The 26,075-nt window shown below is 60.9% G+C and carries 25 protein-coding genes; 6 read left to right on the forward strand and 19 right to left on the reverse strand.

Translation table 11 applies throughout. The annotated features are described in order from the left end of the window. Positions 1–6: 6 nt before the first annotated feature. Positions 7–1,410, forward strand: a complete 1,404-nt coding sequence (der, locus tag HDE80_RS08075) for a ribosome biogenesis GTPase Der (RefSeq protein ID WP_184669655.1) — start codon at positions 7–9, stop codon at positions 1,408–1,410. A gap of 207 nt (positions 1,411–1,617) precedes the next feature. Further along, complete coding sequence (moeB, locus tag HDE80_RS08080) at positions 1,618–2,787, forward strand: molybdopterin-synthase adenylyltransferase MoeB (protein ID WP_184669657.1); 1,170 nt, start codon at positions 1,618–1,620, stop codon at positions 2,785–2,787. A gap of 38 nt (positions 2,788–2,825) precedes the next feature. Here the strand turns inward: moeB and HDE80_RS08085 are convergent, their stop codons facing one another. Beyond that, positions 2,826–3,392 carry a GNAT family protein gene (locus tag HDE80_RS08085; protein ID WP_184669659.1) on the reverse strand — a complete coding sequence of 189 codons (567 nt, stop codon included), beginning with the start codon at positions 3,390–3,392 and terminating at the stop codon, positions 2,826–2,828. Positions 3,393–3,462: 70 nt separating this feature from the next. On the opposite strand from HDE80_RS08085, the gene folD reads away from it, so the two are divergent. The 4 genes from folD to tadA all read left to right on the forward strand — a co-directional run bounded on the left by folD (position 3,463) and on the right by tadA (position 8,218). Beyond that, the gene (folD, locus tag HDE80_RS08090; RefSeq protein WP_184669661.1) at positions 3,463–4,320 is read left to right on the forward strand and encodes a bifunctional methylenetetrahydrofolate dehydrogenase/methenyltetrahydrofolate cyclohydrolase FolD; all 858 of its coding nucleotides are present in this window, start codon (positions 3,463–3,465) and stop codon (positions 4,318–4,320) included. 79 nt (positions 4,321–4,399) lie between these two features. Beyond that, positions 4,400–5,857 (forward strand): IMP dehydrogenase, encoded by a 1,458-nt coding sequence (gene guaB / locus HDE80_RS08095; protein WP_184602221.1) that lies wholly within the window; start codon positions 4,400–4,402, stop codon positions 5,855–5,857. 217 nt (positions 5,858–6,074) lie between these two features. Beyond that, positions 6,075–7,670, forward strand: a complete 1,596-nt coding sequence (gene guaA, locus HDE80_RS08100) for a glutamine-hydrolyzing GMP synthase (protein WP_184669663.1) — start codon at positions 6,075–6,077, stop codon at positions 7,668–7,670. Positions 7,671–7,723: 53 nt separating this feature from the next. Next, the gene (tadA, locus tag HDE80_RS08105; protein ID WP_184669665.1) at positions 7,724–8,218 is read left to right on the forward strand and encodes a tRNA adenosine(34) deaminase TadA; all 495 of its coding nucleotides are present in this window, start codon (positions 7,724–7,726) and stop codon (positions 8,216–8,218) included. A gap of 25 nt (positions 8,219–8,243) precedes the next feature. Here the strand turns inward: tadA and HDE80_RS08110 are convergent, their stop codons facing one another. The 18 genes from HDE80_RS08110 to fdhF all read right to left on the reverse strand — a co-directional run bounded on the left by HDE80_RS08110 (position 8,244) and on the right by fdhF (position 26,070). Continuing rightward, complete coding sequence (locus HDE80_RS08110) at positions 8,244–9,083, reverse strand: NAD-dependent protein deacetylase (protein ID WP_184669667.1); 840 nt, start codon at positions 9,081–9,083, stop codon at positions 8,244–8,246. A gap of 33 nt (positions 9,084–9,116) precedes the next feature. Continuing rightward, entirely contained in the window at positions 9,117–9,668 is a 552-nt protein-coding gene (locus HDE80_RS08115) for a lipocalin family protein (RefSeq protein ID WP_184669668.1), read from the reverse strand. Between the two features lie 42 nt (positions 9,669–9,710). Next, positions 9,711–10,727 (reverse strand): cyclopropane-fatty-acyl-phospholipid synthase family protein, encoded by a 1,017-nt coding sequence (locus tag HDE80_RS08120; RefSeq protein WP_255483650.1) that lies wholly within the window; start codon positions 10,725–10,727, stop codon positions 9,711–9,713. A gap of 62 nt (positions 10,728–10,789) precedes the next feature. Beyond that, positions 10,790–11,572 (reverse strand): DUF1295 domain-containing protein, encoded by a 783-nt coding sequence (locus HDE80_RS08125; RefSeq protein WP_184669672.1) that lies wholly within the window; start codon positions 11,570–11,572, stop codon positions 10,790–10,792. Then, positions 11,569–12,126, reverse strand: coding sequence for a DUF2878 domain-containing protein (locus tag HDE80_RS08130; RefSeq protein ID WP_184669674.1), 558 nt, complete (start codon positions 12,124–12,126; stop codon positions 11,569–11,571). The genes HDE80_RS08125 and HDE80_RS08130 overlap by 4 nt, the downstream gene beginning before the upstream one ends. Beyond that, a complete protein-coding gene (locus HDE80_RS08135; protein ID WP_184669676.1) occupies positions 12,123–13,427 on the reverse strand; it encodes a cyclopropane-fatty-acyl-phospholipid synthase family protein in 1,305 nt (434 codons plus the stop codon). The genes HDE80_RS08130 and HDE80_RS08135 overlap by 4 nt, the downstream gene beginning before the upstream one ends. Positions 13,428–13,434: 7 nt before the next feature. Then, positions 13,435–14,232 carry a DUF1365 domain-containing protein gene (locus HDE80_RS08140; RefSeq protein WP_345776425.1) on the reverse strand — a complete coding sequence of 266 codons (798 nt, stop codon included), beginning with the start codon at positions 14,230–14,232 and terminating at the stop codon, positions 13,435–13,437. Further along, positions 14,229–15,527 (reverse strand): FAD-dependent oxidoreductase, encoded by a 1,299-nt coding sequence (locus HDE80_RS08145; protein ID WP_184669678.1) that lies wholly within the window; start codon positions 15,525–15,527, stop codon positions 14,229–14,231. The genes HDE80_RS08140 and HDE80_RS08145 overlap by 4 nt, the downstream gene beginning before the upstream one ends. Before the next feature lie 3 nt (positions 15,528–15,530). Then, on the reverse strand, positions 15,531–16,511 hold the full coding sequence (locus tag HDE80_RS08150; protein ID WP_184669957.1) for an acyl-CoA desaturase: 981 nt from the start codon (positions 16,509–16,511) through the stop codon (positions 15,531–15,533). Positions 16,512–16,739: 228 nt separating this feature from the next. Continuing rightward, on the reverse strand, positions 16,740–18,155 hold the full coding sequence (locus HDE80_RS08155) for a deoxyribodipyrimidine photo-lyase (protein WP_184669680.1): 1,416 nt from the start codon (positions 18,153–18,155) through the stop codon (positions 16,740–16,742). A gap of 25 nt (positions 18,156–18,180) precedes the next feature. Beyond that, positions 18,181–18,984 (reverse strand): anti-sigma factor, encoded by an 804-nt coding sequence (locus HDE80_RS08160; RefSeq protein WP_184669682.1) that lies wholly within the window; start codon positions 18,982–18,984, stop codon positions 18,181–18,183. Continuing rightward, entirely contained in the window at positions 18,981–19,541 is a 561-nt protein-coding gene (locus tag HDE80_RS08165; RefSeq protein WP_184669684.1) for a sigma-70 family RNA polymerase sigma factor, read from the reverse strand. Before HDE80_RS08165 ends, HDE80_RS08160 begins: the two co-directional genes overlap by 4 nt. Before the next feature lie 241 nt (positions 19,542–19,782). Next, the gene (locus tag HDE80_RS08170; RefSeq protein WP_184669691.1) at positions 19,783–20,469 is read right to left on the reverse strand and encodes an ATP-binding cassette domain-containing protein; all 687 of its coding nucleotides are present in this window, start codon (positions 20,467–20,469) and stop codon (positions 19,783–19,785) included. A 3-nt stretch (positions 20,470–20,472) separates the two neighbouring features. Then, positions 20,473–21,147, reverse strand: coding sequence for a molybdate ABC transporter permease subunit (gene modB / locus HDE80_RS08175; protein WP_184669699.1), 675 nt, complete (start codon positions 21,145–21,147; stop codon positions 20,473–20,475). Between the two features lie 13 nt (positions 21,148–21,160). Continuing rightward, a complete protein-coding gene (gene modA / locus HDE80_RS08180; RefSeq protein ID WP_184669701.1) occupies positions 21,161–21,925 on the reverse strand; it encodes a molybdate ABC transporter substrate-binding protein in 765 nt (254 codons plus the stop codon). A 110-nt stretch (positions 21,926–22,035) separates the two neighbouring features. Further along, positions 22,036–22,263 carry a formate dehydrogenase subunit delta gene (locus HDE80_RS08185; RefSeq protein WP_184602168.1) on the reverse strand — a complete coding sequence of 76 codons (228 nt, stop codon included), beginning with the start codon at positions 22,261–22,263 and terminating at the stop codon, positions 22,036–22,038. Continuing rightward, positions 22,263–23,135 (reverse strand): formate dehydrogenase accessory sulfurtransferase FdhD, encoded by an 873-nt coding sequence (fdhD, locus tag HDE80_RS08190; protein WP_255483636.1) that lies wholly within the window; start codon positions 23,133–23,135, stop codon positions 22,263–22,265. The genes HDE80_RS08185 and fdhD overlap by 1 nt, the downstream gene beginning before the upstream one ends. Further along, the gene (gene fdhF / locus HDE80_RS08195; protein WP_184602167.1) at positions 23,122–26,070 is read right to left on the reverse strand and encodes a formate dehydrogenase subunit alpha; all 2,949 of its coding nucleotides are present in this window, start codon (positions 26,068–26,070) and stop codon (positions 23,122–23,124) included. Before fdhF ends, fdhD begins: the two co-directional genes overlap by 14 nt. Positions 26,071–26,075 lie beyond the last annotated feature (5 nt).

Consider the following 26,075-nt stretch of genomic DNA (forward strand, 5'->3'; position numbering starts at 1 on the left):
CTCGCCATGCTGCCCGTCGTCGCACTAGTTGGTCGTCCCAATGTCGGTAAATCGACCCTCTTCAATGTATTGACGCGCAGCCGTGATGCCTTGGTGGCTGATATGCCAGGCGTCACCCGTGATCGCCACTATGGCGTCTGCCGCAGTGGCGAACGCCCGTTTGTCGTGGTCGATACCGGAGGCCTGTCCGGCGTCGATGAGGCGATGGATGTATTGACCGCCAAGCAGGTGCGCCTGGCGATCGAAGAAGCTAACGTGCTCGTATTCGTGGTCGACGCACGTGACGGTCTGCTGCCGCAGGATCACGTGATCCTCAACGAGCTGCGCCGCACCGGCAAGAAGATCATTGCCGCAGTCAACAAGACCGATGGTCTGGACGAACAGAATGCACTGGCCGAGTTCGCCGGCTTCGGCATCACATACACCGTGCCGTTGTCTGCCGCGCACAATCGCGGCACCGATGATCTGATCGAGCTGGTGCTGCCGCTGCTGCCAGTCGACGAGGAAAGCTCGATCGAGGGCGATGGCGAGAGCGGCAGCATTCGAGTCGCCATCGTTGGACGTCCCAATGCCGGGAAATCCACGCTGATCAACCGGCTGTTAGGCGAGGACCGTTTGATCGTTTCCGACGTCGCCGGCACCACGCGTGATCCGATCCGCGTGCCGCTCGAGCGTGACGGCAAGCGCTACACGCTGATCGATACCGCCGGTATCCGCCGCAAGGCGCGGGTCGAGGAAGCGCTGGAGAAATTCAGCGTCATCAAGACGCTGCAGTCGATCGCCGCTGCCCAGGTCGTGGTGGTGATGATCGACGCCCGCGAGAATCTCGCCGATCAGGATCTCACCCTGATTGGTTATGCGATGGACGAGGGCAGGGCCATCGTGATCGCCGTGAACAAATGGGATGACATGGACAAATACCAGCGCGACGAATGCATGCGTGCACTCGATCGTCGGCTGGTATTCGTGGACTGGGCCAAGCAGGTGCATATCTCGGCACTGCACGGTTCGGGTCTGCGCGAGTTGATGCGCGCCGTCGTGCGTGCCCATTTTTCGGCGACCAAGGAGCTGGGTTCTTCCGAGCTCACCAAGACGCTGGAAAAAGCCTACGAGAGCTACCAACCGCCACTGGTCAACGGTCACGCGCCGAAGCTGCGCTTTGCCCATCCGGGTGGCACCAATCCGCCGACCATCGTTATCCACGGTACCCGCACCAAACATATTGCGCCGGCGTATCAGCGGTATCTCGAGAACTTCTTCCGCAAGCGCTTCAAGCTGGAAGGCACGCCTGTGCGCATTGCCTTCCGTGAAGGCGAAAACCCGTATGCGGGCCGCAAGAAAGTGCTGACCAAAGAGCAGCAGCAGAAGGCCCGCCGCCGCGTCAGCGATCTGATCAAGCGCACGCGCTAAGAGCTTGTTTACGGTCTCCGCGTAGCCCGCGTTGTGCCGTGGCGGCCGCCCGGCGGCAAGTGTGCGGCTTGATCTGAGACCGCCAGTCAGGCGGCTGCGTCACGCACCACCACCGGACAGCCCACGGCACAACGCGGGCTACGCGGAGACCGTAAACAGGCTCCTAGCTGTCAGCACATGCCGGTCGGCTTCTCGTAGACTGATGGCATGAGCGAACCACTTAATCGCGACTCCTGGCTTGGCGCGCTGCGCGAACGCATCCCGGAAGTCACGCCGGCCCAGGCGCTAGCCGCGCAAGCCCAAGGTGGCCTGCTGATCGACGTGCGCGAGGATGCCGAGCGTACCTCCGGCACGCCTGCCAACGCGCTGGGCCTTTCGCGCGGATTTCTCGAATTGCGCATCGAACAAGCAGAAACCGATCGCGATCGACCGATCGCCTTGTTGTGTGGCAGCGGTCAGCGTTCTCTGCTTGCGGCTGAATCGCTGGTCCGGATGGGTTACCGCCAGGTGAGTTCAGTGGCTGGCGGCTTCGGTCGCTGGAAAACCGAGGGGCTGCCGATTTCTCAGCCAACGCTGGATGTCGACGCCATCCAGCGTTACGCCCGCCAACTGAGGCTTGCGCAGATCGGCGAAGCGGGCCAGGCGACGCTGGGCAGTGCAAAAGTGGTGCTTCTCGGTGCCGGTGGCCTGGGTTCGCCAGCGGCACTGTATCTTGCAGCGGCTGGTGTGGGTCAGCTGACTTTGATCGATGATGATGTAGTCGAGCGATCCAATCTGCACCGCCAGATCATTCACGCCGATGCGCGTGTCGGCATGGCGAAAACCGAGTCGGCACGTATCGCGCTGCAGGCGCTCAATCCACGCGTGCGCATCGTGATCCACAACGAACGTCTGCAGGCGGATAACGTCGAGCGACTGCTGGCTGGTCACGATGTGCTGGTTGACGGCGCTGACAATTTCCCAGCTCGTTATCTACTTACCGCCGCCTCACTGCGGCTGAAGCTGCCGATGGTTTATGGAGCCGTTGAACGTTTCAGCGGACAGGTAAGCGTGTTCGATCCTCGTCGCGAGGATTCTCCGTGCTATCGCTGTCTGTTTCCCGAACCGCCGCCGGCGGCCGATGCACCCAATTGCAGCGAGGCTGGCGTGCTGGGTGTGCTGCCCGGCGTCGTGGGGTTGCTGCAGGCTACCGAGGCGCTGAAATTGTTGCTCGGGCTGGGCGAATCACTGGTCGGCCGTCTGCTGAATTTTGATGCCTTGGACATGCGCTTTCGCGAGATCCGGTTGACACGCGACCCGGATTGCCCGGGATGCGGGACGGCATCGGTATTCAGTGGCTACGAGGATATTGTCCGGTTCTGTGCCGCAGCAGGCTAAGAGCCTGTTTGCGGTCTCTGCGTAACTGCAAACAGGCTCTAAGACAGATCCGTCAGAATCAAGCCGTATACCGCTGCGTCATTGGCGCGCCCATTTGCCCACAACCGCTGGCGTGCGATAGCTTCGAATTGCGCGCCCGTTTTTTCGGCAACGCGTCGGCTTGGATGGTTGTCAGGCAGGACAATGATCTCGATGCGGATGAGTCCCAGTTGTTCAAAGCCAAAACGTGCCACCAACGCCGCAGCGCGAGCAGCAATGCCTTCACCATGACGCGACTGGCGCACCCAATAGCCGAGATTGGCACTGCAATGCAGACGGTTGCGCTGATTGAGTCCGGCCCCGCCGAGAAGCTCACCAGTCATCCGGTCGACAATCGAGAACGCAAAGTGTTCTCCTTGTGACCAACCGTCCTGGCAATGGCGTATCCATGCGTTTGCATCGTCCAGGCTGTAATCGGCACGGCACCAGGGCAGCCAGCGCCCCACGCTCATCACTGACGAGCGTACGGCATCGAACAGGTCGGCAGCATCCTGCATCTGCCATGGACGCAATCGCAAAGTTTCTTCGACAAGTTCCTGTGCTGGCAGGACTGGTTCGGTGGGCATCGTGGCATCCTCTGTTTGTATGCGTGTCTGTCAGCCGGGATAATGCCTTTCTTTGTAGGTAGGCAAAATCATGAGCGCACGCATCCTCGACGGCAAACGCATCGCGCAGGAACTGCTGGAGCGTGTGGGTCGACGCGTCACCGAACGACTGGCGCAAGGGCTTGCCGCTCCCGGTCTCGCCGTTATCTTGATTGGTGACAATGCCGCATCCTCGGTCTACGTGCGCAACAAGCGCAAGGCTTGTCATCAGGTCGGTTTTCGTTCGTTCGATCACGACCTGCCTGCCGATACGAGCCAAGAAGAAATTTTCGCGCTGATCGATCGCCTCAACGCCGACCCGGATGTGCATGGCATCCTGGTGCAGTCGCCGTTGCCCGAGCATATCGAGGAGGACGCGCTGGTCGATCGCATCGATCCGGCCAAGGATGTGGACGGATTTCAGGCAGTGAACGTGGGACGCCTTGCGCTGCGCCGGTTCGGCCTACGCCCCTGCACACCGAAAGGCGTGATGACCTTGCTCGGTCACACCGATCGGCCGGTGCGTGGCCAGCATGCGGTGGTCGTCGGCGTGTCCAACCACGTCGGGCGTCCGCTGGTACTGGAGCTGATGATCGCCGGCTGCACCACCACTTCGTGCCATCGCTTTACCCGCAACCTGGAAAGCTTCGTGCGCCAGGCGGATATCCTGATCGTGGCGGTCGGCAAGCCCGGGTTGGTCAAGGGTGAGTGGATCAAACCGGGTGCGGTGGTGATCGATGTGGGCATCAACCGGCTTGACGACGGCCGGCTGGTCGGTGACGTGGATTTCCACGCGGCCGCTGAAAACGCCAGCTGGATTACCCCGGTCCCCGGTGGTGTGGGCCCGATGACCGTCGCCACGCTGATCGAGAACACCCTGGAAGCCGCTGAGGCGCGGTCGGCCGGCTGAGTATGGCGAAATTCAGTCGCTGATCTGGCGAGCATCACGGCAGGGCGCGTATAATTCCCTCTTTGCAGCAGGACTACTCATGCGCATCCTCGCCGAGGCCCTGACCTACGACGACGTCTACCTTGTTCCTGGCCACTCGATCGTGCTGCCGCGCGATGTAGACACCACCACACGCTTCACCCGCAACCTGCGGCTGAATATCCCGATCGTTTCCGCCGCGATGGATACGGTGACCGAAGCCGGCCTCGCCATCACCATGGCGCAATGCGGTGGCATCGGCATCATCCACAAGAATCTGACCGTCGAGCAACAGGCGGCGGAAGTTCGGTTAGTGAAGAAGTTCGAGGCGGGCGTGATCCGCCGCCCGATCACCGTCAGCCCGGACACGTCGATCAGCGAAGTGCTGCGTCTGACCCGCGCACACAACATCTCCGGCGTGCCAGTGGTCGATGGTGCGAAGCTGGTCGGTATCGTCACCAGCCGCGACCTGCGCTTCGAACGCAAGCATGATGATCCGGTGCGCAACATCATGACGCGCCAGGAAAAGCTGGTGACGGTGCGCGAAGGCGCCAGCCAGGATGATGTACTGCTGCTGCTGCACAAGCACCGCATCGAGAAAGTGCTGGTCGTCAACGACGACTTCCAACTGCGTGGCCTGATCACAGTGAAAGATATTCAGAAGGCCCGCGACAATCCGCATGCCGCGAAGGATCAGCAGGAGGCGCTGCTGGTCGGTGCGGCGGTCGGTGTGGGCGGCGACACCGAAAGGCGCGTTGCTGCGCTGGTCGAAGCCGGTGTCGATGTGCTCGTCGTCGATACCGCGCATGGCCATTCGCAGGGCGTGATTGAACGTGCCGGCTGGGTCAAGAAAAATTACCCACAGGTGCAGGTGGTGGCCGGCAATATCGTCACTGGTGATGCGGCGCGTGCGTTGCTCGATGTGGGCGTGGATGCGGTCAAGGTTGGCGTGGGTCCTGGCTCGATCTGTACGACTCGCGTGGTCGCCGGCGTCGGTGTACCGCAGATCACCGCGATCGATATGGTCGCCAATGCGCTGAAGGACGAAATTCCGCTGATCGCCGATGGCGGTATTCGCTATTCCGGCGATATTCCCAAGGCGCTCGCTGCCGGTGCTTCCACCGTGATGCTGGGCTCGATGTTTGCCGGCACCGAAGAATCACCGGGCGAAGTGGAGCTGTTCCAGGGCCGCTCGTACAAGAGCTATCGTGGCATGGGTTCGATCGGTGCCATGCAGCTCGGTTCGAAGGACCGCTATTTCCAGGACGAGGCCGATGCCGACAAGCTGGTGCCGGAAGGTATCGAAGGTCGGGTGCCGTACCGCGGCCCGCTGCGCAATATCATCCATCAGCTGATCGGTGGACTGCGCGCGTCGATGGGTTACCTGGGCGCGGCCAATATCGAGGATGTGCGTCACAAGGCGCAGTTTGTGAAGGTCACCTCAGCCGGCGTCACCGAAGCGCACCCGCACGATATCCAGATCACCAAGGAAGCGCCGAATTATCGGCTGAATTCCTGACGTGCGAGGGTTGAGTTGAGTAGCGAGGGCGCGATGACCGGTGCCTTTCGCTACTTGCCCAGCTTGTGCTGAGTCGGCGGACGCTTGCCGGCTTTTGAGCGTTGTTCCTGGGGCATCGTTTCCTAGCCCTCGCTACTCGCCCCTCGTCGCTTTCAAATGCTACTAAGCGCGCTGAACCATAATTTCCATTCGCCCGTATCCGCCAAGCCGCCAACCCATGACCAATATCCACAGCGACAAGATCCTCATTCTCGATTTTGGCGCGCAGTACACGCAGCTGATCGCACGGCGCATTCGCGAGATCGGCGTGTATTGCGAGATCTGGGCGTGGGATCACGATCCGAACGAGATCGTTGCATTTGGTGCGAAGGGCATCATCTTTTCCGGTGGCCCCGAATCCACCACGCTGGCCGATGCACCCAAGGCACCGCAGCAGGCGTTCGATTCGGGCCTGCCGATACTTGGCATCTGCTACGGCATGCAGACGATGGCAGCGCAGCTTGGTGGTACCACCGAAGCGGCTGATGCCAGGGAATTTGGCCGCGCCGAAGTGGATATCGTTTCAAATAGCCGTCTGTTCAAGAATCTCACCGATCACGTCGACAGCCATCGTCTCGACGTGTGGATGAGCCATGGCGATCACGTGGCCAAGGCGCCGCCGGGTTTCGTAGTCACTGGCAACACCGATCGCATTCCGGTTGCGGTGATGGAAAACGATGAGAAGCGCTGGTATGGCGTGCAGTTCCATCCCGAGGTAACGCATACGAAGCAGGGCGGGGCGCTGCTGAAGCGCTTCATCACCGAGATCTGCGGCTGCCAGACGCTGTGGACAGCAGCCAATATCATCGACGACCAGATTGCACGGGTGCGTGAGCAGGTTGGCGACGATCATGTACTGCTGGGGCTTTCCGGCGGCGTCGATTCGTCAGTGGTCGCCGCCTTGCTACATCGCGCGATCGGCGACAAGCTCACCTGTGTGTTCGTCGATACCGGCCTGCTGCGCTGGAAGGAAGGCGATCAGGTGATGGCCACGATGGCGGCGGCCTCAGATGATCACGGCATGGGCGTCAAAGTGATACGCGTCAATGCGCAGAACCGTTATTTTGATGCGTTGGCCGGCGTTGCGGATCCGGAGGCCAAACGCAAGATCATCGGCGGCCTGTTCATCGAAATCTTTGACGAGGAATCGTCAAAACTCACTGCCGATGGCGCAGGCGCGGTGAAGTGGCTGGCCCAGGGCACGATCTATCCTGACGTCATCGAGTCGGCCGGCAGCAAGACCGGCAAGGCACACGTGATCAAGAGTCACCACAACGTTGGCGGTCTGCCGGCGCATATGAAGCTCAAGCTGGTCGAGCCGCTGCGCGAGCTGTTCAAGGACGAGGTACGGCGCATCGGCGTTGAGCTGGGCCTGCCGCGCGAGATGGTTTATCGCCATCCGTTCCCTGGTCCCGGTTTGGGCGTGCGCATTCTTGGCGAAGTGAAGCGCGAATACGCCGAGTTGCTGGCGCAGGCCGATGCGATCTTCATCGATGAGCTGCGCAAGGCCGATCTTTACGACAAGACCAGCCAGGCCTTCGCGGTATTTCTACCGGTGAAATCGGTGGGTGTGGTCGGTGATGCGCGGGCCTACGAATGGGTGATCGCACTGCGCGCCGTGGAAACCATCGACTTCATGACCGCGCACTGGGCGCATCTGCCGTACGAGTTTCTGGGCAAGGTATCGAACCGGATCATCAACGAACTACGCGGTGTCTCTCGCGTCGTCTACGACATCAGCGGCAAGCCGCCAGCCACGATTGAGTGGGAATAACTCCGCAGAGCGCCTCCGGGATATCTTCCAACACCGGATCGCCAAACCCGGGCATGAGTGACGAAGTGACCATCATGGATATTGCCTCATCGTTCAGTGCCGACGACGTTGGTTATATGCGTCGCGCGCTGCAGCTGGCGGAACACGCGCGCGATGTCGAAAACGAGGTGCCGGTCGGTGCTGTGCTGGTTATCGACAACGAGATTGTCGGGCTGGGCTGGAATCGCAATATCACTTTGCATGATCCCACTGCTCATGCCGAAATTCAGGCACTGCGCGCAGCGGGAGAAAAGCTGGCCAATCATCGTCTGTCGGGTGCCACACTTTACGTGACGCTGGAGCCGTGTTCGATGTGTGCGATGGCGATGATCCATGCGCGGGTAGGGCGTGTGGTCTACGCTGCGGTGGATCCAAAGACCGGTGCGGCGGGTAGCGTGTTCGATACGCTGATATCCGAAAAGCACAACCATCGTATTGATGTCAGTGGTGGCTTGCTCGCTGATGAGTCGGCCACATTGTTGCGCGAATTTTTTCGCGCCCGCCGTTAGTCTTCTAGACGGTAGCGCTATCGTTCTAAATAAAAGCCAGCGCCTGCGCGCACGACTGGTCGACTTTCAAGGTCAGTAGCGGATCGGCGCGCGTGTGGCCTCTATTGATGGCTGCGACGGGTTTGCCTGCAGCAACGGCGGCATGCACGAAGCGGTAGCCCGAATACACCATCAGCGACGATCCGACGACCAGCACGGCGTCGGATTCCCGCATCGCCTGCATGGCTGCATCGACGCGATCACGCGGAACGTTTTCGCCAAAGAACACCACGTCAGGCTTCAGCATGCCGCCGCATTGGAAACAGACCGGAACATTGAAGCCGGAGAAATCCTGTTCCTGCAGATCGGCATCGCCATCGGGTGCATCCAGCGCATCGATATCGGCCCATGCGGGATTCAGTCGCAACAGTTCGGCCTGGAATTCACCGCGCGGTAGTCGCTGCTCGCAACCCAGGCAGCGGATCACATCCATCCGGCCATGCAGGTCGATCACGTTTTTATTACCGGCAGCCTGATGCAGGCGATCGACATTTTGTGTCAGCAGTAGCACTAGCTTGTCTTGAGCTTCCAGCTTGGCCAGAGCACGATGCGTGCCGTTGGGTAATGCGGTGCCGAAACGCCGCCAGCCGACCAGATTGCGCGCCCAGTAACGTTGCCGCGTCGCCTCGCTGCCGACGAAAGCCTGATAGGTCACCGGTGGCGTGCGTTTCCAAGCGCCATGGCTATCGCGATAATCGGGAATGCCGGAATCCGTACTGCAGCCGGCACCGGTCAACACGAACAGACGCCTATGCGATGTCACAAAATCGGACAGCGCCGCGCTTTCTGCAGTGGTTTTGAGCGCTGGGACAATGCTGACCGACATGCGAGCTCGTTTCAAAAAGACCGATACACCGATTTAGTGACTGGCCGCTTCAGGCCATTGCTGTGGCACTTTGCGGATGTCAGACACCTTGTAACCCATCGCGGTGACGCGGGCCACCATCGCATCGTAGTCCGTCTGCGGGATAGTTGGCGTGCGTGCCATGATCCAGACGTAATCGCGCTTGTCGCGGGCGATGATGGTTTCGCTGTAATGATCGTCCAGATAGGCAATGACGTACTGTGCCTTGATCGGCCAGACGATCTGCACGCCCCAGACGGTATTGTTGGTATTCGGCGTCACGAAGCCGGTCGACTTGATGGTCTTGATCGGATTGGTGAAGGCGCTATTGCGATAGCGGAACACCGTATCGATGTGGCCATTGGGTGCCAGTGTGTAGGTCTCGACGGCGTTGTAGGCTTTCTTCTCAAGCGCCGATGGAATCGAGGCAATCACGTACCACGGGCCCATGAAGCGCTGCAGGTCGACTTTCTCGACCGGCTTGATCGGCGCCATATCGGCCGCGAGCGAAGTTACTGATATCAGCGCCAGCACGCCGATCATCAGAATGGCTTTGGTAAAGCGCATGGATTACTCCGGTGTCGATTACGGCTACGGCTAGGCAATGCATCAAGGACGAACAAACCGATAGTGGGCGACCAACCATTCCTGGCCATTGTCATAGCCGAACAATTCGGCACACGACATCCAGAACATCCGCCAGCGCTGAAACCATAATGCGGCGGCCTTTGCGCCGTAGGCTTCGGTCAGGGTGACCATGATCTGCTGCTTGCGCGCATCCTGATTCGCCAGCCAATGGTTGGCGGTACGCTGGTAATGCGTTCCATCGACGTGCCAGCGCTGCTCGATTTGCAGATCACGTTGAAACCACAGCAGCGTGTCCGACGCCGGCATCAGCCCGCCGGTAAAGAAATGGCGACCCATCCAGTTGTCGTCACCCTCCGTCTCGAACGGATACATCAGGGTCTTGTGCGCAAAAATGTGCACGAAGAGCTTGCCGCCGGGTTTCAGCCAGCTAGCCACCCGACCCAGCAAGGTTTCGTAGTTGCGCATGTGCTCGAACATCTCGATCGACACGCAGCGATCAAACTGTGCGGAATCCATCTCGAGTTGATTCACGTCCTGCGTAATCACGTGCACGTTGGACAAGCCACGCTTCACGCATTGCGCTTCGATATGTTTGCGCTGCGGACTGGAATTGGAGACAGCGGTGATCTGCGCATTCGGATAACGTTCGGCCATCCATAGTGTGAGCGAACCCCAGCCGCAGCCAAGTTCGAGAATCTTCTGGCCATCGGCCAGCTCGGCGCGCTGACCGTAAAGTGTCAGCATCGCTTCCTCGGCCTGCTCCAGCGTTTCGTCGCCGCGCGGGTAGTAGCAACCGGAATATTTCAGGCGTTTGCCGAGGCATTGCTCGAAGAACGCAGGCGGCAATTCGTAATGCTGAGCGTTGGCGGCATCGGTGTGGATCGCCACCGGGCTCTGGCGCAGCATCTCGATCCGTTCGGCAAAACGCGCGGCCTGCTCATCGAGTCCGCCAGCCATTTCTTCGCGCAGACGCTGTGCGCACATACGGCGTATGCCTTGACGCAGCAGCGCGTCAGGCAAATGGCCGCGCTCGGCCATGCCCAGCAGTCCGGGAGCAGGCTTCTCCTGCGGCAGTTCGGCGGTGACAACGGCTGGATGACTCATCGTTCGGTCCTCTTGGAAAACCAGGGAAACAGCATTGGAGTGGTGCGCTGGTAGTCGCGGTAATCGTCACCGCGACTGCGCAGCGCATGCGTCTCGGTATAGGGAATGCCACTGATCCAGCGCAGAAAGATGTACATGACCACCGGTCCCGACCACACCAGCCAGAAGCGGGGCGAACCCACGGCGAGGCAGACGTAGGCGAACCAGTGGATCCATTCAAGGAAATAGTTGGGATGGCGCGAGTAGCGCCACAGGCCAGCGCGACAAGTCATTCCGCGATTCAATTCACCGGCCCGAAACGTTGCCAGCTGGCGGTCGGCAACCGATTCACCGATGACGCTGATCAGCCAGATGACAATGGCTGCCAGCATCCATGAGCCGTGCGTCTGGGCGTTGTGCGCGACCGCGAGAAACGGCAGCGAAAAGAGCACGATCAAAAACGCCTGAAACTGAAAGAACAGAAAGAAGTAAAACTGATTGCCTTTCCAGTGTTCGCGCAGATGATGGTAGCGGCCGTCTTCCGGCTCGTCGCTGACGCGCTTCCACAAATGGGCGGCCAAACGCATGCCCCACAAGCTACCGAGTACGGCCATGGTCAGCCGCGGCCACGTAGCGCCATCGCCCAACGTGGCAAACAGCACGGCGCTGCCGCCAACGCCGCACGACCAGAGCACATCGACGATGCCGGCGTTGGATCGCAGACGCTGCCACATCCAGCCGAGGGTCATCATCAGCGCGGCCAATGCCCAAAGGCATGCGAGCTGAATCCAGGGATTCATGATGCGTGTCCCTGCAGTGCTGTCGCCGGCTCGGTCTTTTCTGCCGGCGACGAATGTTTTGCCAGCCAGGCCAGCGCCGGTGTCGCCAGCGCCCAGCCGATTCCCAGCCATAGCAGGCCGCGCCAGCTCGGGTCGGCAAACGTCACCACATGGAATCCCCGACTCGCACTCATATACGCCACCGGTCCGCCTATGGCGCCGAACAGAACGGCAACCCACAAACGTTTCTGCAAATAGGCCAGCGATAGGGTGAAGGTCAGCGAAAACGTCATCCACAGTGCAAGAATCCACACCGGCGCAAACGAGGCTGACGGCCACGGTGCACCGAAACGCGCCAGGCCCGTATAAGCCAGGCCACCATCCACCACACAGCCCATGACGAGTGCTACAGCCATCAGCGACAGGTGCGTCTTGTAGTTATGCAGCAGACCCAATTGGAACGAGGCGTAGATCAACATGCCGAGCACGCCCGGCCACGCCAGCCCGTGCTCCGCGCCAATCACGGCAGCGAACCAGACCGACTGATAGCCGATGAGGCAGACCCAGAATTTCATGCATGGACCTTGGTTACCGTTTCAAGCGGCGGCAGCAGCGATGGACGACGATTGTCTGGTTTCGCCAGCAACAGATGGGAGACGCCGATCGAACGTTCGCGGAAACCGCCCTCGCAGTAAGCGAGATAGAACTCCCACATCCGGATAAAACGATCATCGAAGCCTTGCGCGTGAACTTGCGACAGCCGTGCGATGAATCGACCACGCCATGCTTCCAAGGTACGCGCGTAGGATTCGCCGAAGTCTTCCAGTTGCACCAGCGCCAGATCGGTCGTGCGCGTCTTGGCATCGAGCATCGCGCTGATCGACGGAATGAAGCTGCCCGGAAACACGTGCCGCTTGATGAAGTCGACTTCCGTTACGGCCTTTGCGTAGCGGTGATCCTCGATGGTGATGGCCTGCAGCAGTGCCAGTCCATCGGGTTTCAATAGCGAGCCGAGCTTGGCGAAATACGTGTCGATATATTGCGCGCCGATCGCTTCGACCATTTCGATCGACACCAGCTTGTCGTAGGTGCCAGTGAGGTCGCGGTAGTCCTCCAGCAGCAGGGTGACGTGCGCACTCATGCCGGCAGCAGCGATGCGTTCGCTGGCCAGCGCGTGTTGCTCTTTGGAGATCGTGGTAGTAGTGACGTGGCAGCCGTAATGCTGAGTGGCGTAAAGTGCAAAGCCACCCCAGCCGGTGCCGATCTCGACCACGCGGTCGGTCGGCTTGAGATCGAGCTTGCGGCAGATACGCTCCAGCTTGCGTGTAGAGGCGGCTTCCAGCGTGTCGTTGGCGCCGTCCCAGATCGCCGAGGAATACATCAGATCCGACGATAGGAATAGCTCGAAAAAATCGTTGCCCAGATCGTAGTGCGCCGCAATATTGCGTCGACTGCCGGTGCGCGTATTGCGTTGCAGGGCATGCCACGCACGCATCGCCATGCCGCCCATCCGCGCCATGCCGGTCTCCATGCCGTCGAGCAGATCGCGGTTGCGCACCAGCAGCTGGATTAGCCCGACCAAGTTGTCGCAGCGCCACATACCGTCCATATAAGCTTCGCCTGCGCCAACGCTGCCATTGGCTGCGACCGCGCGGTAGAAACCCGTGTCGAGCACGTCGAGATGCACGACGATATCGGTCGGCTGGTTGGCTGGCGTGCCCAGTTCGATCTTGCCCAGTGCATCGGTCAGAACCAGTCGCCCCTGCTGGAGTCCCGCCATCTGTGCGAGCAAGCGCTGGCGCAGGAAACGTGCGCCAGCGGACACCGTCGACGCATGGGTAGTTTGGGTGACGTTGGATTTAACGACGGCGTTCATGTGGACCTCAAAGCGGTTGCGGGTGATCGTAAACAGGGTTGCGTTTTAGCCATAGGCGAAGCGCTTGCCAATGGATGACGCTGACGACCTGCGCCGTCATCAGCGGATAACGCCACAGCACGCGCGCAAGCGATGCGCTGTTCAAAGGGCGCCGATGCAGGGTCAGGGTGGCGTCGAACTCACGCTCACCGTCACGTAATACGTCCATATGCACGCGTAGATCGTCCCCGGGCGCGGTGAAGCGCCAGGCATAGTCGCGAGCCATCGGCATGAACGGCGAGACGTGGAAGATCTTGGGGAAAATCCAGCCCATGGCGCGACCATGCGTTTCGGCGGTATCGATGGGGAGCACATAAGCGTGACGCTCACGCCACGGCATATTGGTGATTTCCGCAACGATGCAGACCAAGGTCACACCGTCTTCGGCGTAGCAGTAATAGAAGCTCACTGGATTGAAGGCGTAGCCAAAGTAACGCAGATGCGTCAGCAGGCGAATCGGTCCGGCCGGTCGTTCACCGGTGGCTTGTTCGACGCGTTGACGCACGGCATCGGCCAACGACAATTCGTTGGGGCCCAGATAATCATCGCGGCGAAATTGCGCCAGGTTGCGCTTCTCGTTGGACCACAACCAGCGCTGCTCGAAAACCGTGTTGATCTCGTCGAGATCCAGATAGACCTGCGCCATCTTGTAATCGAAGCTGTGCGGGTGCGGCCCCATCCGACGATGACGCACCACGCCTTCATAGATGGCGCTAGCCAATGGCGCCGGTGCGGGTGCACTCTCGATGGAGAGTCTTGCGTTCACGCTGGCAGCGCCTCTTCGTGAGGCTCGTCTTCATGGAACGGATTGGTATCGGCGGACCAGCGCACGCCAAGCGCCTCGGCCACTTCGACCGCGCTGCGCATGCCGTCCTCATGGAAGCCCCAGCCCCAGTAGGCGCCAGCGAACCATGTGTGGCGACGGCCCTGGATCTCGGCCTTGCGAGTCTGCGCAGCCACCGAGGTGGTGCTGTAGACCGGGTGCTCGTAATGCATGCGGCGCAGCACCTTGGCTGGATCGATCGCGTCGGTACGGTTCAGGGTGACGACGAAGGGCTCAGGCGATTCGATACCTTGCAGCAGGTTCATGCAGTAGCTCACCGTACAGGCTTCAGCCGGATCGCGTGGAAGCCAGGCATTCCAGGCTGCCCAAGCCTTGCGGCGCACAGGCAGTAAACTGGCATCGGTATGCAGGACGGTGTCGTTGACCTGGTATGGCATGTCGCCGAGGATCGATTGCTCGCGATCATTCGCGTCCGCCAGCAGCGCCAGCGCCTGATCGCTATGGCAGGCCAGCACGACCTGATCGAAATGCTCGATGCCGGCGAGGCTTTCCACTTCCACGCCTTCGGCATGGCGCCAGATCGAACGCACCGCGCAATTCAGTCGCTCGCGCACCGACCAGTGGGCGCGCAGCGCTTTCACATAACTCGACGAACCGTCTTTCACCACCCGCCACTGCGGACGGTCGCTGATCTGCAACATCTGGTGATTGGCCATGAACTGCACGAGGTAGCGGGCAGGGAATCCGAGTATCCGGGCGGGTGGCGATGACCACAGCGCGGATGCCATTGGCACCAGATGCTCATCGCGGAAGGCGGTGCCGTAGCTGTTTTGGGTGAGGTAATCGCCCAGCGTGATGGTGTCGTGCGGCTGCTCCAGCAGAGCGGGTGCCTCGCGATAGAAGCGCATCAGGTCGCGCACCATGCCGATGAAGCGCGGTGAGAGCAGGTTGCGGCGCTGGCAGAACAGCGTGTCGAGCGTGGCCGCGTTGTATTCAAGTCCGGTGGCTTCGTTGTGCAGCGAAAAACTCATGGTCGTGGCCTGCGACGCCACACCGAGCTGACTCAGCATGCGCGTTAGCAGCGGGTAATGCGCAGGGTTATGCACAATGAAGCCGGTATCAATCCGGTAGTTTCTGTCATGCAGCGCGATGTCGTGGGTATGCGTATGACCACCCAGATAATCACCGGCCTCGAACAGCGTGACCTCGTGCTCGCGCGACAATAGCCACGCCGATGCGAGGCCCGCGATACCTGACCCCACCACGGCGATGCGCATGGCTTAGCTCCGCGCCTTGGCGTACACCCAGGCAGGCACCGGCTTCAAACCCTGCACCAGTCCCAGCCCCGACATCAGCTTGAGGCCGTACCAGGTGATGTCGATTTCCCACCAATGAAAGCCCTGGCGGCTTGAACCAGGGAAGTAGTGGTGATTGTTGTGCCAGCCCTCGCCAAAGGTGATCAATGCCAGCCAGACGTTGTTGCGGCTGCTGTCCTTGGTCTCGTAACGACGCGAGCCGAAACGGTGCGCCAGCGAGTTGATCGTGACGGTGGCATGGAACAACACCACGGTCGAAACAAAGAAGCCCCAGATCAGCATCTGACCACCGCTGGTGCCCAGCTGTGGCGCCACGTGGTGCAGCAGTACGCCAAAAAAATACATCGCTACAGCGAGCAGGACCGGCACCAACGTGTCATAGCGATCGAGCACACGCAACTCAGGAAATTTGGCCAGGTCCGGCACGCGCGAAAGATCCGTCTGGAAATTGCGCGGTGTCAGAAACCAGCCGACGTGGCTCCAGATAAAACCGTAGATGGTCGGCGAATGCGGGTCGAGTTCGGTATCGGCATGGCGATGATGATTGCGATGGTGCGCGGCCCACCACAGTGGTCCGCGCTGCACGCATGACGCACCGATCAGCGCGAAGATGAATTGCACCGCGCGTGAGGTCCGGAATGTGCGATGCGAAAAATAGCGATGATAGAAACCAGTGAGCGCAAACATGCGGATCGCATACAGGGCACCCGCCACGATCAGCGAGATCGGCGACACGCCGACCCAGATCACTGCGATGCAGGCCAGATGCATCGCGATAAACGGCGCGGCGCGCAGCCAGTCGATCCGGTCGGCGCGCTCGTCGTCAATCGCCGCTACTGCCGAGGTGTCAAACCACGCACGCAATTGTCGGGCGACCCATGAGCCTTTTCCCACCGGCGTCGCTGCGAAGGGTAGCGAGGACTCTACCCGTCCGGGGCAAGGCATCGAAACGGGTTTGGAGAATGCCATGGTGTCTGCCTGTCTAGCGTGTGCTTACAAGTACGAGCCAACGCTCGATACGGATGCATGCACAAGCCCGCGTTGCCGGCATTTCGCCACCTGCGGTGCGTACGAGTACCGGGATTGCGCTCGCAGCGATGGCGCTTGATCTTGCGGTCCCCGGTACGTGCCTACGTTGCGAGCGGTTCCATGCGGATCCGTACCAACGAATCGTCAGTCTTTTCGGGTCCGATACGCCGCGAGAGCGTCCTGGCGGGACTGCGCGAGATCAACGATGGGCGAGGGATAACCGCTCTGCCTCGCTCGCTCGGGGTCTTTCCATGGTTCGTGCAGCGTATCGAGCGGAAAGTCGGCCAACTCCGGCAACCAGCGCCGCAGGTAGACGCCGTCGGGATCGAACTTCCTTGCTTGCGTCACCGGGTTGAATACTCGGAAATACGGCGCGGCGTCGGCGCCACAGCCGGCTACCCATTGCCAGCCCAGTGTGTTGCTGGCCAGGTCGGCATCGACCAGGGTGTCCCAGAACCAGCGCTCGCCTTCGTGCCAGTGTTGTCGCAGATTTTTGGTCAGAAAGCTGGCCACGATCATCCGCACACGGTTATGCATCCATCCCGTATGCCACAGCTCGCGCATGCCGGCATCGACCAGCGGAATACCGGTGCGCCCCTGCTGCCAGCGTTTAAGCAACGCTTTGTCAGGCGGATTCCAGTGAAAGCTATCGAAGCGCGGATTGAAGTTTTCCGTTGGCGTTTTCGGAAAGTGATAAAGCAGGTGATAGGCAAACTCGCGCCAGCCCAGTTCACGCAGATACGGCTCGATATCCGGCCGCCGCTTTGCATCCATGCGTTTGACGTGCTTGATCAAGGCGAAGTGGATCTGCCGCGGTGATATCTCGCCGAAATGCAGGTATGGCGAAAGGCGCGATGTGCCGTGTCGTGCTGGCAGGTCGCGCGCCTGCGCGTAGTCGCTCACGGCGTCATCGCAGAAGAGTTCCAGCATCTGCCTGGCACCGTGTTCGCCGGGTTGCCAGCTTTCAGCGAAGCCCGCGTCCCATGGAATGGCCGGCAGCAGCTTTAGTGCCGACAACTCCAGCCCGCCCGGAAGCTTGTTCCAGCCGCGCAGCGTGGGTTCGGGCAGGGGCGCGACTACTTGCAGGTGCGCTCGCAGGTTGCGCCAGTAGGGCGTAAATACCCGATACGGGTCGCCTTGTTGCGTGGCAATCTGCCATGGCTCCCGCCATAACGCAGCGTTGTAGCTGTGCACGGCGAGACCTTGTTCGCGCAAGGCAGCCTTGTTGCGGATATCGTTTGCGATGGCGCTGGGTTCGTACAGGCGGTTCCAATAGACCGCCTCTGCGCCACTGTGCTTTATCAGCTCCTGCAGGATAGCCAGGCTGTGACCTCGACGGATATGCAGGCCTGCATGGTGACTGTGTAGTCGTGTCTGCAGCGAGGTCAGTGAATGGTGCAGCCACCATCGGCTAGCGCCGCCGGCTGCCCAGGCGCCACTTTCATCCGGGTCATGGATATAGACCGGCAGCACATGTTCGTGCGACTCGCACGCGGCGGTCAGGGCCGGGTTGTCGATCAGCCGTAGATCGCGCCGAAACAGAACCAGTGCTGTGCTCATGCGCGAAACGACACTCGTGACAGCGTCAGACGGACCGACCGTCGCCCATGCCATTGAACGTTGTCGCTACCCGCACCACGTGATCATGTGCGTCAGGTGAGCCGCTGATCGAACCCTTGGCAATGACCGCTCCAGTGGGTTGACCGGTCGGTGACCCACCTATCGGTTCCACCGACACGGCAAGCAAGGCGGTCGGGCCAAGTTTGGCAAGCAATGAAGAATCCAGCGTGATCGTTGTTGGTGCATCACGCGTGATCATGCCGACCGAGATAGGTTTGCCGCCTTGGGGGATCAGCCACAGTTCGGGTGCTCGCCCGCTGGCGAGCGCGACGGGGGCAGCGGGTACCACGACCATCCGCGCGCGATCGAGGTCCATCGTGGCGGTCCAGCCGGTGACTCCGTTGTCCTGCTGGATGGTTGAAACCATATAACCGGCGCTCGCTGTTACTGCAGGCGCGGTTTCGCGATGCGGCAATGCGATGACCACCAGCAGTGCCACAGCCAGCGCACTCGCGCCGATGCCAAGCCAATGCCACAGCGGCAAGTTGTTCCATAGTCCCTTGCTCGGCTGGGTTCGCGTGGCAGCCACTGGCACATCGAGCTGCAGGTCGTCATGAATCCTTACCCACACGTAGGCACCTGGTGTGACGCTGGCGATCTCATCGCTCAACGGCATCAGACGACGCTGCCACAAGGCGACCGCCGCCGCGGCTTCGTCAGTCGTCTGGACTTCCTGAGCGACGGCCGCGCGCGCATCGGCGTCAAGTACGCCAAGCACGTACTCGGCATAGCGCAGATTGTCGTTACCCTCGTCGGCTGGTGTATTCATTGTTCCAGGCATACCCGTAATTGCATCAAGCTTCGACGGATCCAGCTTTTCATGGTTCCGAGCGGCACCTTGGAGCGCGTCGCTAATTCGTTATACGTAGCCCCGGTGAAAAAGGCTTCACGTACCGAATCACGTTGTTGTGGTTCAAGCGCGTCGAGGCAATGCTGCAGGCGCCCATACTCCTGGCTGGTTTCGGCGCCGGCTGCCGGCGTGGGCTGATCGTCTACCGTCTGTTCGAGTTTGGACGGGTCATCCATCAACTCCTCGCGGTGCTGTCGCAACCGATCGATGGCCTTGTTGCGTGACAGGGTGATCAGCCAGGTAATGGCGCTGGCCTTGGCGGCGTCGAACCCGGCGGCGCGACGCCAAACCGTCGTATAGGTTTCCTGCAGCACCTCTTCGGCTTCGCTGCGATCGCGCAGCATGCGCAGGCAGACACCGAACAACTTGGACGAGGTGCGCTTGTACAGTTCTGCAAAGGCTTTTTGGTCGTTACGCCCGGTCTGTATCAGCAGCCGGTTCAGCTCTTCACGCTCAGCGGGACTGGTGACGCTCATAGGCAAACGATCCTGTGTTCATGAAGAAACCACCCGGTGGCGATGAGGCACACGGCTTTGACAAGCCATGCCCGCGAGCACTTCCGTAGCATGAAGCGGCCATAGCCCGCTTGCAAGCACGGGCACTGGGCAGTGTTGTGGCAAAGCGTCGTGCATGCGTTATCGACGGCAAGCTAGGCGTCGCTACATTGATGGATAATTTATGAACATGGGGACGACGGATTAGGCGTCAGCCGCGACGCTATTGGCCGGCGGGAGCCGAGTCGCTGAAAATGCGCCCATCGCGAATCTCCAGCACGTGCTCGCCCAGCGCCTCCACATCTGCCGGATCATGCGTGATGATCAGCATCTGCAGATCGAGACGCGTCTGTAGTGCGGCCAGCTCGCGACGCATGCGCACACGCAATGGCGGATCCAGTGCCGAAAAGGGTTCATCCAACAGCAGGATGTCGGGCTCGGCGGCGAGCGCGCGAGCCAGCGCCACGCGTTGCTTCTGCCCGCCGGAAATCTGTGATGGGTAGTGCGTCGCTACGACATCGAGTTCAAACGCTTCGAGCCAGCTTGCCGCGACTTGGGGGATAGCTCCTCTGCGCGGATTGAGGATGCCGGTACGCATGCCGAACGCCACGTTCTGTGCTACTGAAAGATGCGGGAACAGCGCGTAATCTTGAAACAGGTAGCCGACCTTGCGCACCTGTGGTGCCAGATTCACACTGAGCGCCGAGTCAAACAGCACGTGTTGATTCACGGCTATACGGCCTTCGTCCGGCGTCAGCAGTCCCGCGATCGCGCGCAGCGTCATGCTCTTGCCGGAACCGGAAGGCCCATACAAAACGACACGTCGGCTCGTTGAACGAACGGCGACATCCAGCTCGAAGCGTCGGTCGGTGTTGGCCAGTACGCGGCGAAATGAAATATCTACGGTCATACGTCAGGACACTCGCCGCAGTCGTGAGCGGTCCGGTGCGAGCCTGCCGGCGATCAGCAGCACCACCACACAGGTCGTCGAGGCCACGATCACGAGTATGTTGGCCCCCCTGTCGTCGCCAGCCTGGACAGCGGCGTAGATCGCGACGGACAGCGTCTGCGTGCGACCGGGGAGGTTGCCGGCAATCATCAGCGTGGCACCGAATTCACCCAGGGCGCGGGCAAAGGCGAGCAGGGCGCCGGCGGTGATTCCTTTCGAGGCCAGCGGTAGCGATATCCGGAAGAACACTGCCCATTCGGACAGGCCAAGCACACGCGCGGCGCTTTCCAGCTGCGGATCGACATTCTCGAAGGCTGCACGCGCGGCTTTCTGGATCAACGGAAAGGCAACCAGGGTCGAGGCGATCACTGCGCCCTCCCAGGTAAACACTGGATTGATGCCCCAGCGTTCAAGCCACGCACCAAAAACGCCGCGCCGGCCCAATAGCACCAGCAGGTAATATCCCAGCACAGTGGGAGGCAGAACCAGCGGCAGGGTCAGCAGTGAATCGACCAGATCACGCAGCGGCGAACTCCAACGCGACAGACCGAAGGCCACCGCGACTCCGATCAGTAGATTCAGCGCCGTTGCCCAGATCGCCACTTTCAGCGACAGTAGCAACGGCATCCAGATATCCATCGGGCGTTTCAGTTCAAGGCTTGAGGAAGCCGGACTTTGCCAGCAGTTGCTGACCTTCCGGCGAAAGCACGAAGTCCTCGAATGCCCTGGCGTCGTCGACATGCTTTGCCAGCGAGACGACCGCGATCGGATAGCTGATCGGCGTGGGTGAGCTCACCCGCAACGTGATCCTGACCTTGTCCGGCATGATGGCGGCATCGGTGGCGAACACGAAGCCGGCATCGACCTCGTCGCGTGCTACGTAATCCAGACTCTGCCGCACGTTCTGCGCCAGCACGGCCTTGGCCGACACCGCCGGCCACGAACCATCTGCCTCCAGCGCTGCCTTCGTATAACGACCAACCGGAACCGAGGCCGGATCACCGTAGGCAATCCGCTTGATGGCAGGCTGGTCGAGATCCTTGAGGCTGGTGATATTCAAATGACTCGCCATCGGCACGATCAGCACCAGCTGGTTGGTCGCGAAATTTTTCCGCGAGCCCTTCAGCAGCACGCCTTGCGTTTGCGCCTCGTCCATCGCCGTCTGGTCGGCGGAGGCAAATACGTCGGCCGGCGCACCATTGGCAATCTGCTGCAACAGCACGTCCGACGCCGCAAAGTTGAGCACCACCTTGGTGCCCGGATGCTTTGCCTCGTAGGCTGTGGCCACGTTCTGGAATGCATTGGTAAGACTCGATGCAGCCGACACCACCACGTCACCGGCAGCTGCGGAACCGACCCAGAAAGTCATAGCCAACGAGAGGGCGAATGCCATGTGGCGCGGGCGGGTCTTGTGCATGTTTGTCCCGAAATTGATGGAATCGCTCGATATATAGTCGACTACATAGCGTCAGTCAAAGGTATGGACCAACGACAGTGCTGCAGTCTGCTTATACGCGATAAGTCCGCTTAGTTGAGCACGGCGGGTACGTTCAAGCCTTCGACTGCCTCGTTGGCCAATGGCAACAGGCCTTCGCCACCTTCGGTGACAAAAGTTTTCAGCTGGCGACGCATCACGGGGTCCCAGAAGCGGGTCAGGTGATCGCGCACGCCATTCACCGCGGTGGCGTGGTCAGGCTCCGAGGTGAAATACGTGGCGATATCGTTGGCCATGGTGATCAGTCGTTCGATGTGCATCATGGCTCCTGCAAACGTTCGGACGGCTGATCGGACAACAGTCGATGCGGATGGGTATAGACGTTGTGGCTGCCGGGTCGGGCGAAGCCGACCAGGGTGATGCCGGCGCTGCGCGCCAGCTCGATCGCCAACGCGGTAGGTGCGGAAATGGCGGCGAGCAGGGCGATGCCAGCGCTGGATGCCTTGGTCACCATCTCGTAGCTGGCGCGGCTGGTGACCAGCGCCATGCCGGTCTGCGGATCGATGGAGCCCTGATGCATGGCGCCAATGAGTTTATCCAGCGCGTTGTGGCGACCGACGTCCTCGCGCACCAGCAGAATATTTCCTTCGCGGTCAGCCCATGCCGCGGCATGCACCGCACCCGTCGCTGCATTCATGGGTTGCTGGCAGTGCAGCTGGCTCAACGCGTTTTCCAGCGCTCTGCGCGTTATGGTGCAGCCTGCACCGACTGGCGAACTCTGGCGTATCGCCTGCTCCAGATCGCGAGTGCCGCAGATGCCGCAGCCACTGCGACCGGGTAGCAGTCGCTCATGCTGATTGGCGAGATGCGCACCGTGAGCTTCGGCAGCGACGGTCATCGAAAGTTGAATGCCTTCGAGCAAGGTCTGGACTTCGACCTTCTGCAGTTGCGCCGGCGATGCGATCAGCCCCTCGCTCAGCGAAAAGCCCAGCGCGAAATCTTCGAGGTTATGCGGCGTCGCCATCATTACGGCAAAGCTCACGCCGTTGTAGAGCATCGCGATCGGCATCTCTTCGGCGACGCAATCGTCCTCGTACGTCGCCTTGCCACCGCGCCAGCGATCGACGGGGCGGCTGACGAAGCCGGTGCTTGGCAAACCGGCCTCTAGCCCTGTTTTCTCACTGTTGCCCAAGCGTATCTGCCGGTTGAGCCGCGGCCGATTGGTCCAGCAGTGACTGCTGTTCGTTGGAGAAGGCGCGAAAACGCTTTTGCCATTCGGACGGCTGCGACACGCGGGTGACTTGCACCGCGGTGACCTTGTACTCGGGACAGTTGGTCGCCCAGTCCGAGTTATCGGTGGTGATGACATTGGCGCCGGACTCGGGAAAATGAAACGTCGTGTAGACCACACCGGGCTGCATGCGCTCGGAGACCATGGCGCGCAGCACGGTTTCGCCCGAGCGGCTGGCAATACCGACCCAGTCGGCGTCGTTGATGCCGCGTTCCTCCGCGTCATGCGGATGGATTTCCAGCCGGTCCTCGTCGTGCCACATCACGTTGGCCGTACGCCGCGTCTGTGCACCCACGTTGTACTGGCTAAGGATGCGCCCGGTGGTGAGGATCAGCGGATGCTCGGCGTTGACCTTCTCGCGGGTCGGTACGTATTCGGTCAGCATGAAGCGGCCCTTGCCGCGGACGAACTCGTCGACGTGCATCACCGGCGTACCGTTCGGGTGCTCCTCGTTGCACGGCCACTGGACCGAACCCAGCTCGTCGATGCGGTCGAAGCTGACGCCGTGGAATGTCGGCGTGAGCGCGGCGATCTCGTCCATGATCTCCGACGCGTGACCGTAGTTCATCGGATAGCCCATCGCCTGCGCCAGTTTCTGGGTGATCTCCCAGTCCGCATAGCCGGCCTTGGGCGCCATCACCTTGCGCACGCGCGAGACGCGGCGCTCGGCGTTGGTAAAAGTACCGTCCTTTTCCAGGAATGAGCTGCCGGGAAGAAACACGTGCGCGTATTTGGCCGTCTCATTGAGGAACAGGTCCTGCACCACGACGCACTCCATCGCGCTGAGCGCGGCGGTCACGTGCTGGGTATCCGGATCGGACTGGGCGATGTCCTCACCCTCGACATACAGGCCCTTGAAGCTGCCATCGAGCGCCGCCTCGAACATGTTGGGAATGCGCAGACCCGGCTCGTTGTACAGCGGCACGCCCCAGGCTTTTTCGAACAGCTCGCGGGTGGCGACGTCGCTGACGTGGCGATAGCCGGGAAACTCGTGCGGGAACGAACCCATATCGCACGAACCCTGCACGTTGTTCTGGCCGCGCAGCGGGTTCACGCCGACACCTTCGCGACCGATATTGCCGGTGGCCATGGCGAGATTGGCGATCGCCATTACCGTTGTCGAGCCCTGTGCGTGCTCGGTCACGCCCAGCCCGTAATAGATCGCGCCGTTGCCACCAGTGGCGTACAAGCGTGCGGCACCGCGAACTGCCTCAGCGGAGACACCAGTCTGCGCCTCCATCGCCTCGGGGCTGTATTTGTCCTGGGATACGAACGCGGACCATTTGGCAAAGGCTTCCGGTTCGCAGCGCCTGGCGACGAAATCATGGTCGACCAGGCCCTCGGAAACGATGACATAGGCCATTGTATTGAGCACGGCGACATTCGTACCGGGTTTCAGCTTGAGGTGATAGTCGGCCTTGATATGCGGCGTGCGTACAAGGTCGATGCGGCGCGGGTCGATCACGATGAGCTTGGCGCCCGCCCGCAGTCGCTGCTTCATCTGTGAGCCGAAGACCGGATGCGCGTCGGTGGGGTTGGCACCAATCACCAGCACCACGTCGGTCTTTTCGATTGAATCGAAATCCTGCGTGCCGGCCGATTCTCCCATCGTGGCTTTGAGGCCGTAGCCAGTCGGCGAATGACACACGCGGGCGCAGGTGTCGACGTTGTTGTTGCCGAAGCCGGCGCGGACCAGTTTCTGCACCAGATAGGTTTCCTCGTTGGTGCAGCGCGAGGAGGTGATGCCGCCGACGGAATGGGTGCCATAGGTGGCCTGCAGCCGCTTGAACTCGCTGCCGACGTGAGCGAATGCTTCATCCCAGCTGACCACTTTCCACGGATCGGCGATGCTGGCGCGGATCATCGGTGTGGTGATGCGGTCCGGGTGGCTGGCATAGCCGATGGCGAAGCGTCCCTTGACGCAGGAGTGGCCGTGATTCGCGTGGCCGTCCTTGTTCGGCACCATGCGCACGATTTCCTCGCCCTTCATTTCGGCGCGGAAGCTGCAGCCGACGCCGCAATAGGCGCAGGTCGTCGTGACGCTGTGCTCGGCCTGTCCCTTGTCGATCAGCGATTTTTCCGACAGCGTGGCGGTAGGGCAGGCCTGCACGCAGGCGCCGCACGACACGCACTCGGAGTCGAGGAAGCGGTTGTCCTGGCTGGCGGCAACCTTGGATTCGAAACCACGCCCCTGGATCGTCAGCGCAAACGTGCCCTGTACCTCATCGCAGGCGCGTACGCAACGTGAGCAGGCGATGCACTTGGAAGGATCGAAGGTGAAGTAGGGGTTGGATTCGTCTTTCGGGGAAAACAGTGGGTTCGGCACTAATTCATGAGTGCGGCCATGGATGGCCGCTTTTTGACCTTTGCTCGCAGGGATGCGTGCAAAAACATGGTTGGCGCCCTCGTAGCCATAGCGCACTTCGCGCAGGCCGACCACACCAGCCATATCCTGCAGTTCGCAGTGTCCATTGGCGGGGCAGGTGAGGCAGTCGAGCGGATGATCGGAGATGTACAGCTCCATCACGCCGCGACGGATTTCGGCGAGCTTGGGCGTCTGCGTGCTGATCTTCATGCCGGCGGCCACCGGCGTGGTGCAGGACGCTGGATAGCCCTTGCGGCCTTCGATCTCGACCAGGCAGAGGCGGCATGAGCCGAACGCATCAAGCATCTCGGTGGCGCAGAGTTTCGGAATATTGATGCCGGCCTGTGCAGCGGCGCGCATTACCGATGTGCCCTCGGGCACGCTGATGTTCTTGCCATCGATCTGCAGGATGACGGTGTTCGCGGAAACGGCTTTCGGGGTGCCGTAGTCGATCTCGACAATGGACAACATGACGC

The sequence above is a fragment of the Rhodanobacter sp. A1T4 genome (assembly GCF_014207185.1).
In the GTDB taxonomy this organism is placed as follows: domain Bacteria; phylum Pseudomonadota; class Gammaproteobacteria; order Xanthomonadales; family Rhodanobacteraceae; genus Rhodanobacter.

Excerpts from the sequence above, each read along its gene's own strand:
- der (WP_184669655.1), top strand. The coding sequence starts at position 7 with ATGCTGCCCGTCGTCGCACTAGTTGGTCGTCCCAATGTCGGTAAATCG.
- moeB (WP_184669657.1), top strand. The coding sequence starts at position 1,618 with ATGAGCGAACCACTTAATCGCGACTCCTGGCTTGGCGCGCTGCGCGAA.
- HDE80_RS08085 (WP_184669659.1), bottom strand. The coding sequence starts at position 3,392 with ATGCCCACCGAACCAGTCCTGCCAGCACAGGAACTTGTCGAAGAAACT.
- folD (WP_184669661.1), top strand. The coding sequence starts at position 3,463 with ATGAGCGCACGCATCCTCGACGGCAAACGCATCGCGCAGGAACTGCTG.
- guaB (WP_184602221.1), top strand. The coding sequence starts at position 4,400 with ATGCGCATCCTCGCCGAGGCCCTGACCTACGACGACGTCTACCTTGTT.
- guaA (WP_184669663.1), top strand. The coding sequence starts at position 6,075 with ATGACCAATATCCACAGCGACAAGATCCTCATTCTCGATTTTGGCGCG.
- tadA (WP_184669665.1), top strand. The coding sequence starts at position 7,724 with ATGAGTGACGAAGTGACCATCATGGATATTGCCTCATCGTTCAGTGCC.
- HDE80_RS08110 (WP_184669667.1), bottom strand. The coding sequence starts at position 9,083 with ATGTCGGTCAGCATTGTCCCAGCGCTCAAAACCACTGCAGAAAGCGCG.
- HDE80_RS08115 (WP_184669668.1), bottom strand. The coding sequence starts at position 9,668 with ATGCGCTTTACCAAAGCCATTCTGATGATCGGCGTGCTGGCGCTGATA.
- HDE80_RS08120 (WP_255483650.1), bottom strand. The coding sequence starts at position 10,727 with ATGGCCGAGCGCGGCCATTTGCCTGACGCGCTGCTGCGTCAAGGCATA.
- HDE80_RS08125 (WP_184669672.1), bottom strand. The coding sequence starts at position 11,572 with ATGAATCCCTGGATTCAGCTCGCATGCCTTTGGGCATTGGCCGCGCTG.
- HDE80_RS08130 (WP_184669674.1), bottom strand. The coding sequence starts at position 12,126 with ATGAAATTCTGGGTCTGCCTCATCGGCTATCAGTCGGTCTGGTTCGCT.
- HDE80_RS08135 (WP_184669676.1), bottom strand. The coding sequence starts at position 13,427 with ATGAACGCCGTCGTTAAATCCAACGTCACCCAAACTACCCATGCGTCG.
- HDE80_RS08145 (WP_184669678.1), bottom strand. The coding sequence starts at position 15,527 with ATGCGCATCGCCGTGGTGGGGTCAGGTATCGCGGGCCTCGCATCGGCG.
- HDE80_RS08150 (WP_184669957.1), bottom strand. The coding sequence starts at position 16,511 with ATGCCTTGCCCCGGACGGGTAGAGTCCTCGCTACCCTTCGCAGCGACG.
- HDE80_RS08155 (WP_184669680.1), bottom strand. The coding sequence starts at position 18,155 with ATGAGCACAGCACTGGTTCTGTTTCGGCGCGATCTACGGCTGATCGAC.
- HDE80_RS08160 (WP_184669682.1), bottom strand. The coding sequence starts at position 18,984 with ATGAATACACCAGCCGACGAGGGTAACGACAATCTGCGCTATGCCGAG.
- HDE80_RS08165 (WP_184669684.1), bottom strand. The coding sequence starts at position 19,541 with ATGAGCGTCACCAGTCCCGCTGAGCGTGAAGAGCTGAACCGGCTGCTG.
- HDE80_RS08170 (WP_184669691.1), bottom strand. The coding sequence starts at position 20,469 with ATGACCGTAGATATTTCATTTCGCCGCGTACTGGCCAACACCGACCGA.
- modB (WP_184669699.1), bottom strand. The coding sequence starts at position 21,147 with ATGGATATCTGGATGCCGTTGCTACTGTCGCTGAAAGTGGCGATCTGG.
- modA (WP_184669701.1), bottom strand. The coding sequence starts at position 21,925 with ATGCACAAGACCCGCCCGCGCCACATGGCATTCGCCCTCTCGTTGGCT.
- HDE80_RS08185 (WP_184602168.1), bottom strand. The coding sequence starts at position 22,263 with ATGCACATCGAACGACTGATCACCATGGCCAACGATATCGCCACGTAT.
- fdhF (WP_184602167.1), bottom strand. The coding sequence starts at position 26,070 with ATGTTGTCCATTGTCGAGATCGACTACGGCACCCCGAAAGCCGTTTCC.